7 protein-coding genes and 1 riboswitch are annotated in these 7,359 nt (G+C 67.1%); of the genes, 4 read left to right on the top strand and 3 right to left on the bottom strand.

The features are described from left to right. Window positions 1-221 precede the first annotated feature (221 nt). Window positions 222-860 carry an SGNH/GDSL hydrolase family protein gene (locus ACUN0C_RS17430; RefSeq protein ID WP_445467674.1) on the top strand — a complete coding sequence of 213 codons (639 nt, stop codon included), beginning with the start codon at window positions 222-224 and terminating at the stop codon, window positions 858-860. A gap of 15 nt (window positions 861-875) precedes the next feature. Then, the gene (locus ACUN0C_RS17425) at window positions 876-1,940 is read left to right on the top strand and encodes a GSCFA domain-containing protein (protein ID WP_445467673.1); all 1,065 of its coding nucleotides are present in this window, start codon (window positions 876-878) and stop codon (window positions 1,938-1,940) included. 358 nt (window positions 1,941-2,298) lie between these two features. On the opposite strand, the gene ACUN0C_RS17420 is transcribed toward ACUN0C_RS17425, so the two are convergent. Beyond that, window positions 2,299-2,685 (bottom strand): fimbrial protein, encoded by a 387-nt coding sequence (locus ACUN0C_RS17420; protein ID WP_445467672.1) that lies wholly within the window; start codon window positions 2,683-2,685, stop codon window positions 2,299-2,301. On the opposite strand from ACUN0C_RS17420, the gene ACUN0C_RS17415 reads away from it, so the two are divergent. Together ACUN0C_RS17415 and rpoH are read left to right on the top strand one after the other, a co-directional pair. Next, a complete protein-coding gene (locus ACUN0C_RS17415; protein ID WP_445467671.1) occupies window positions 2,684-3,691 on the top strand; it encodes an RluA family pseudouridine synthase in 1,008 nt (335 codons plus the stop codon). The genes ACUN0C_RS17420 and ACUN0C_RS17415 overlap by 2 nt on opposite strands. 98 nt (window positions 3,692-3,789) lie before the next feature. Further along, window positions 3,790-4,704 carry an RNA polymerase sigma factor RpoH gene (rpoH, locus tag ACUN0C_RS17410; protein WP_445467670.1) on the top strand — a complete coding sequence of 305 codons (915 nt, stop codon included), beginning with the start codon at window positions 3,790-3,792 and terminating at the stop codon, window positions 4,702-4,704. Between the two features lie 39 nt (window positions 4,705-4,743). On the opposite strand, the gene ACUN0C_RS17405 is transcribed toward rpoH, so the two are convergent. Beyond that, the gene (locus ACUN0C_RS17405; protein ID WP_445467669.1) at window positions 4,744-6,087 is read right to left on the bottom strand and encodes an erythromycin esterase family protein; all 1,344 of its coding nucleotides are present in this window, start codon (window positions 6,085-6,087) and stop codon (window positions 4,744-4,746) included. Window positions 6,088-6,226: 139 nt separating this feature from the next. After that, entirely contained in the window at window positions 6,227-7,159 is a 933-nt protein-coding gene (locus ACUN0C_RS17400) for a DMT family transporter (protein ID WP_445467668.1), read from the bottom strand. Window positions 7,160-7,244: 85 nt separating this feature from the next. Continuing rightward, a riboswitch (TPP riboswitch) is annotated at window positions 7,245-7,352 on the top strand. The last annotated feature ends 7 nt before the right edge of the window (window positions 7,353-7,359 follow it).

The following is a 7,359-nucleotide window of genomic DNA, read 5'->3' as shown; positions in this document are numbered from 1 at the left end:
CGACGGCCATCGAGCGCTGGTTGATCGGACGCGCGCAGCCGATCTAGCGGTAGCAACAACCGTTGCTAAGCTACGTCGCGGCAGTTACGCTGCCAATCATGAGTCAGGGTCTCGCAGCCGGAACCAACCGTCCATTTTGGGTCGGGAGCGCCACTCCAGCCGTGCGCATCTGCGGTCAATCGCATCGAGGCGCCTATCAGAAGGCACTCGACGCAGATGGGATGATCGGTGGCGTGCCGGCCGCTATCCTTCACCAGGACAAGAGCAATGGGGGCGCGAGGATCAGCGATTACTGGGCAAGCCTGCCCGAGCTGGTTGATGAGACGCCCCTTGCGATTGCATGGCGGGGAAATCAGCACAACACGCGTTTCCTGCTTGCCCCGAAAGAGCCATTCTACGTGCTCAACGACCGAAATCCCGATCCGGACGACGCCCCGATCGTCCCACGTGAGGCGCTCAAGGCGATCTTCGAACCTCTGTATCGCGAACTCGATATCTGGATCAGAGACATACGAGACCGTTGCCCGATCTTCCTTCTGGGATCGCCGCCACCAATGACCAGATCGAAGGTCCGGGAGAATTTCATGCGAGCTGGCCCCCTCCTTCGCATTGTCGTGGAGAGTGGTCTTGATCCCTCCGAGCCGCCGATAGCGCCCGACTGGTTGCGCGTCACCGCTTGGGAGTTGCTGGCGGAGAAGGCGGCCGAAGTCGCTGGCGACCTGGGCATCGCCTACGTTCCTGTGCCGAGCTCGGTCCAGAACGAGTTCGGCTGCCTTCGCGACGAGCTCGCGGCTGATGCCACACATGCAAACGGCGCATTCGGTCGCATCATGATGAGAGAGATCACGTCCCGGCTCTGAACGAAGGGCTTATTGATGGCCATGCACCCATACAAAGCTCAGGCGGACAAGGCGTTCTGGAGCAGAGCGGTTTCGACCGCGTACGATCCGGCATCGCTGTTGAGCCCTCCGGAGCCGCTGATCCGGCTTGGCGACAAGGTGATGTCGGCGGGAAGCTGCTTCGCCTCCAATCTGGTCCCCTATCTGGAAAAGGCCGGATTGACATACCTCAGGACGGAACCCACACATCCGTTGGTCCTCGACCTGGATGAGAACCTTGGCTACCGCAATTTCACCGCGGCATACGGTAACATCTATACCGCACGACAGCTTAGGCAGCTTCTGGAACGCAGTCTGGGCATGTTCCGCCCTTCTGAGGACCGCTGGCACTGGCAGGGCAAGGTCATTGACCCGTTCCGGCCTGGGCTACGGTATCCGGCGCAGACCGACGCCGAGTTCGATCTGCTAACGGCGCAACACCTGCGAGCGGTCCGGACAGCATTCGAAACAGCGGACGTCATGGTCTTCACCTTGGGCCTCACCGAGGCATGGATGACGACCACAGACGGCGCAGTATACCCGGCTTGTCCGGGTACGGTGAACGGGGCATTCGACCCCGAACGGCATGTCTTCCACAATTTCACGCTCGATGAGGTCAGGCAGGATCTCGTCGATTTCCTGAAGGCTGCAAGGAAGCTGAATCCAGGCTTGCGGCTCATCCTGACCGTTTCTCCAGTCCCACTCGTCGCGACAGCAACCGCGGATCATGTCCTCCTCGCCTCGACCTACAGCAAGGCCGTTCTCCGTGCAGCGGCGGGAGAAGTGGCGTCCAGCGAAGAAGGGGTGACCTACTTCCCCGCCTTCGAGATCGTGACGGGCCCCCAGGCTCCGAGCACGTCCTTTGAGCCCGATCGCCGCAATGTCAGCAAAGCGGCCGTCGATACCGTAATGCGGGTGTTGCTCGCGCATTGCGAGACTCGAGAGCACCCGACCGCATCGGCGTTCGGCCAACCGTCGCCCGCGGCCAGTGCACCGTCTCGCGCCGACATCTCCGAGCGCCTGGCACAGGCGGAATGCGAGGAAGCGTTGGCGGATCTCTGAGAGGTGCTCCGCGGCCCACCGCCGGACGCTTCACCGCGGCCGGGGAAGGCAGACCCCCGCCTAAGCCGGCAGCATTCCAAGGAAGGTGACCATGTCGCCCGGATATGACCGCCTTCGCACCCGAAATGCGGCACCGGCTCCCGGTCCCGCGAGGCGACCCCGGCAGCCTTCCCTCCCGACTACCTGCCTCAGCGCATCAGCCGCACTGCGACGACGATGATGCCGATCACGATCGCCGTCCCTAGGCCGAGCCACACGAACTCGGGAACCGCATCCAGCAAGGCGGCGAGTCCGGCTGCCCTTCGCATGATCCGACTTTCGCGACGACGCCCGGCGGGAGCAAGGGGAGCTCCCCGCGCTATTCGCCGATGATAACGTGCCGGCCGAAGGCCCGTCCCGTCTCGAGGTCGAGCAGCACGAGGGCGGCCGTCCCGTCGGCCTCCACCACGTGCAGGAGCGCGGTGCGCCCCTCGAGCGCCAGGTGGCGGATCTCGGCGCCGGCCGGCAGGCGGACCTCGCCGGCGATCGCCTGCTCGGGCGAAAGGACGGCGCTCTCCTGCGGGACCGCAGCACGGTCGCCGCCTCCGATCTTGTAGACAATCGCCGCGAACACCGCGATAAGCCCGAGCAGCATGACGCCGAGCGAGCCGAGCAGCAGGCGGGCGAGCTTCTGGCGCACGCGCTCGGCGGCGGGGTCGAGCGGCGGCTCCTCTTCGTCGAACTTGGCAGGATCGTGGGCGGCCATGGCTCAGTCGGAAGACGATGTGGAAGATCTCGCGGTCGCGGCCGAAGACGCGGGCGAGCGGCTCGACGCGTTTCTCGCCCGCCGCGGCGGGCGCCTCTCGCGCAGCCGCTACAAGGCGCTCGTTAAGGAGGGCCAGGTCGACGTCGGCGGCCGGACCGTAGTCGACCCCAATTACCGGGTCAACGGCGGCGAGACGGTGAGCGTCGCCCTGCCGGAGCCGGAGGCGCCCGAGCCGGCGCCGGAGGCGATCCCGCTTGAAATCGTCTACGAGGATGACGATCTGATCGTGGTCGACAAGCCCGCCGGCCTGGTGGTCCATCCCGGGCCCGGCAACTGGACCGGAACGCTCGTCAACGCCCTCCTCCACCATTGCGGCGAAACGCTCTCCGGCATCGGCGGGGTGCGCCGCCCGGGCATCGTCCACCGGCTCGACAAGGACACCTCCGGCCTGCTCGTCGTCGCCAAGAACGACCGGACGCATCAGGCGCTTTCCGAGCAGTTCGCCGATCATGGCCGAACGGGGCCGCTGGAGCGGGAGTACGTCGCGTTGGTCTGGGGCGTTCCGGCGCGGCGAACAGGCACGGTCGAGACTGCGCTCGACCGCGATCCGAGAAACCGCCAGAAGCAGGCGGTCGTGAAGGCCGGCGGCCGCCCGGCGATCACCCGTTATACGGTCGCGGAGGTCTATGGCGGCGGCGTGGCAAGCCTCTTGCATTGCCGGCTGGAGACAGGGCGCACGCACCAGATCCGCGTTCACATGGCGCATATCGGCCATCCGCTCGTCGGCGACCACGTCTACGGCGCGGGCTTCCTGACCAAGGCCGAAACGCTCCCGGAAGGGATCGCAGCCGCGGTCCGTGCGTTCAGACGTCAGGCGCTGCACGCTCGGCGCCTCGCATTCCGGCATCCCGCGACCGGCGCGGTGCTGGACTTCACGAGTTCGCCGCCGGCCGACATGGCGGACCTGATCGAGCGCCTCCGCGGCATGCTCATTACACAAACGTAAGTCGGCCTCGGGTGGAAATCGCCCTATAGGGATTGGTTGCACCGGACTGGATGGGGTCCGGGCGTGCGGGCGGACCCCGCAAACGGCAGGGATTGATCATGGCCAAAGGCAGCATTCCGGTTTTCCAGTCTGGCGAAGGCGGGCTTTCGCGGTATCTCGACGAGATCCGCAAGTTCCCGATGCTGGAGCCGCAGGAAGAGTACATGCTGGCGAAGCGATACGCGGAGCATGGCGATCGCGATGCCGCGCACCGCCTCGTCACCAGCCATTTGCGCCTGGTCGCCAAGATCGCCATGGGATACCGCGGCTACGGCCTGCCGATCGGCGAGGTCATTTCCGAGGGGAACGTCGGTCTGATGCAGGCCGTGAAGCGCTTCGATCCGGACCGCGGCTTTAGGCTGGCGACCTATGCGATGTGGTGGATCCGGGCCTCGATCCAGGAATATATCCTGCGGTCCTGGAGCCTCGTGAAGATGGGCACCACGGCCAACCAGAAGCGCCTGTTCTTCAATCTCAGGAAGGCGAAGAGCCAGATCCAGGCGCTCGACGAGGGCGATCTGCGCCCGGACCAGGTGAAGCAGATCGCCGAGAAGCTCAACGTGTCGGAGGAGGAGGTGATCTCGATGAACCGCCGCCTCTCCGGCGACGCATCCCTCAACGCGCCGATCCGCGCCGGCGAGGGGGAAAGCGGCGGCGAGTGGCAGGACTGGCTCACCGACGACAGCGAGAGCCAGGAGGCGCGCCTCATCCAGGAGGACGAGCTCGATCAGCGCCGGGCCATGCTGAAGGATGCGCTCGACGTCCTCGACAACCGCGAGCGGCGCATCTTTGAGGCGCGGCGCCTGTCGGAGGATCCGCTGACGCTCGAGCAGCTCTCCGACGAGTTCGACGTGAGCCGCGAGCGCGTGCGCCAGCTCGAGGTGCGGGCCTTCGACAAGGTCCAGAAGGCGATGGTGAAGGCCGTGAAGGACCGCGAGAGGGGGCGGGCGGCACTCCTCGCCTCTCCTGCCTGAGGCGCGGCGGCTCTCGGCCGGCGAAGCGCGGTCGCCCGGTCAGAGCCCGAAGGGATAGGTATCGGGCACGCCGTGAGATGCCGGGCCGGGCAGCGGGGTGACGGCCTTCGTTTCCTCGAACCACACGAACGCGTCGAACTGCTCCGGCAGGACCGCCTCGAAATAGTGGCTCGTGCGCTCGCTCTCCGGGCGGTAAACCACACCGATCGCGCGCTCGAGCCGCGGTTCGGCAAGGCTGTCGCGGAGCGCCCGCCTCCCCTGCCCGCGCATGTCCGTGAGGCTGCGGGCGACGCCGGCCTGGCGGAACACCCGTTCGATGCTGTCGTCGCGCGCCGGGCGAACCTGCATGATCTCCATTCGTCCGCCCCAGTCGGAAGCGGCCGCCACCGTGCCGCGGTCGGTGCCGAAGCCGACGAGCGCCGCATCCTCGCCGAATGCCGTGCGGCAGAGCTCGCCGATGTTGAACTCGCCCTGCCAGCCCATGGCCGTCGCCGCGGCGTTGCCGATGTGGGAGTTGTGCGCCCAGACCACGGCCTTGGCGCCCGCTCCGCGGCGCGCCAGCAGCCGGCGCAGCGTCTCGAACATGTGCCGGTCGCGCAGGTTCCAGGACTCCGATGAGCCGCGGTACATGATCCGGTAGTACTGCTCGGCGGCACGCACGATGCGCGCGTTCTGGGCCGCGTCGAAGAAGTCTTCGCCGTCCTGCGCGCCATAGTCCAGGCGACGTGCGAGCAGCGCCTCGAGCTGGCTCACGATCGCGTCTTCGCAGGTGTCCTTCCGGCCATAGAGCACGTCGCGGCCGTAATGCGCCGGCTCCGCCTGCCAAGGCGTCAGGCAGCCGTAGCGCTTGCGCGCGAGCCGTGCCGCCTCCGGATCGACGCCGTCGAGGTAGCCGATCACCGCGTCGATCGACCCGCCGAGGCTGTAGACGTCGAGGCCGCGAAACTCGACGCGCGCCCCGGCCGGCTTGCCGTCATTGTGCCGGCGGAGCCAGTCCACGAACTCGCGCACCTCGGCGTTCCGCCACATCCAGGTCGGGAAGCGCGTGAACGCCTCCTCGCCGGAGGGCCGCGCGGATTGGTGCCTGACGTAGCGGTCGATCCGCGCCGCATCCGGCCAGTCCGCCTCCACGGCGACGATGTCGAAGCCGTGCTTGCTGATCAGCCGGCGGGTGATCGCCGCACGGGCGCGGTAGAACTCCGAGGTGCCGTGCGTCGCCTCCCCGAGGAGCACGACCCTGGCGTCGCCGAAGGCATCGAACTGCTCGCCGAACTCGTCGCTACGCTCCGGCGCAGGCAGGCTCCTGGAGGCCTCCCTCACCGCGCGGGCCAGGTTTTCCGCCTCGCGGGCGGCCGCGTGGCGGCCCGTCACGAGATCGCCCATGCCGCCTCCTCGGCCGCGCGCGACTGGCATTCGGTGGGGCGCACGAGAATTCCCCCACTCTTCCAAACCCGGAATCAACACGCCGCCTGCGTCAGGGTTCCGAGACGGAGACGGTGCCGCCCCTCCCTCGGTCCGCCGCTCAGCGTCCCGGCGCTGCGGGCGCCTTCGGCTTGGCCGGATTCTTCGTCGCGACGAAGACGCCGGCAAGGATCAGCCCCGCTCCGACCGCATGGAAGAGCGCCGGGCGTTCGCCGAGGAGAAGGATTGCGAGGGCCGTGCCGAAGAGCGGGACCAGGTGGAAGAATGGGCCGGCCCGGTTCGCACCGATCAGTTCGACGCCGCGATTGAAGAACAAATAGGCCGCCACCGAGGGAAAGAGGATCACGTAGAGGACTGCCAGCGCGGACGCGGGGGTGATGACGACCGTGCGGCCCTGCGCCACGACCTCGTACAGGGAAAACGGGAAAAGCAGCACCGAGCCGATCCCGATCGTGACCGTGACGAAGGTGAGTGCGCCGACGACCGGCCGTTTCCTCAGGAGCGCCGAATAGAACGCGTAGACGGTCATGGCCGCGACGACCATGACGTCGCCCACGTTGAACGCGAGATGCCGAACGCGGCCGAGATCGCCTTCGGTCACGATGACCAGCACGCCCATGAGGGACGTCAGGATGCCGGCGATCTGCTTGCCGGTGAGCCGGTCGCGGAAGAGCAGGAAGGTCCAGACCCCGATGAGGAGCGGCGCCGTCGACTGCATCAGGCTCGCGTTCATCGCGGTCGTGTGCTGCAGGCTCCAATAGAGGAGCGTGTTGAACACGGTAATGCCGGCGAAGGAGACGAGCACGAGATACGGCAGGTGATGCCGAAGCGTCTGCCAATCCCGCCTGATCTGGCCCACGGCGAGGGGCAGAAGCAGCACGAAGGCTCCCAGCCAGCGCGTGCCGGCAAGCGTCGCCGGCGGAATCGAGCCGGCCAGAAACCGGCCGACCACGGCGTTCCCCGCCCAGAACAGCGAGGTGACGGTGAGGAGGAGATAGGGCTGGTGCCAGGCCCAGGCGAAAAAGCGTGTCACCGCGTGCGGTAAGCACGGCCCGCGGGGCCTGTAAACCCCGCTATGCGCTTGCGCCTTGCCCTCGGCCGGCCAACCCGCTACTGCGCTTCCATCCGAGGGGTGCGCGGCTTCCGCCGCGCTGAGACGGCCGACGGCCGAACCCTTTGAACCTGATCCGGGTCATGCCGGCGAAGGGACGGGATCAAGCGTCCGCTTCGCCA

Source organism: Faunimonas sp. B44 (genome assembly GCF_052655945.1).
Note: the sequence above shows the minus strand (reverse complement) of the source record. Positions and strands in the feature narration are given on the sequence as shown.

What these genes read in the sequence shown, in the direction of transcription:
- ACUN0C_RS17430 (WP_445467674.1), top strand. Translation starts at nt 222, where the DNA reads ATGATCGGTGGCGTGCCGGCCGCTATCCTTCACCAGGACAAGAGCAAT.
- ACUN0C_RS17425 (WP_445467673.1), top strand. Translation starts at nt 876, where the DNA reads ATGGCCATGCACCCATACAAAGCTCAGGCGGACAAGGCGTTCTGGAGC.
- ACUN0C_RS17415 (WP_445467671.1), top strand. Translation starts at nt 2,684, where the DNA reads ATGGCTCAGTCGGAAGACGATGTGGAAGATCTCGCGGTCGCGGCCGAA.
- ACUN0C_RS17420 (WP_445467672.1), bottom strand. Translation starts at nt 2,685, where the DNA reads ATGGCCGCCCACGATCCTGCCAAGTTCGACGAAGAGGAGCCGCCGCTC.
- rpoH (WP_445467670.1), top strand. Translation starts at nt 3,790, where the DNA reads ATGGCCAAAGGCAGCATTCCGGTTTTCCAGTCTGGCGAAGGCGGGCTT.
- ACUN0C_RS17405 (WP_445467669.1), bottom strand. Translation starts at nt 6,087, where the DNA reads ATGGGCGATCTCGTGACGGGCCGCCACGCGGCCGCCCGCGAGGCGGAA.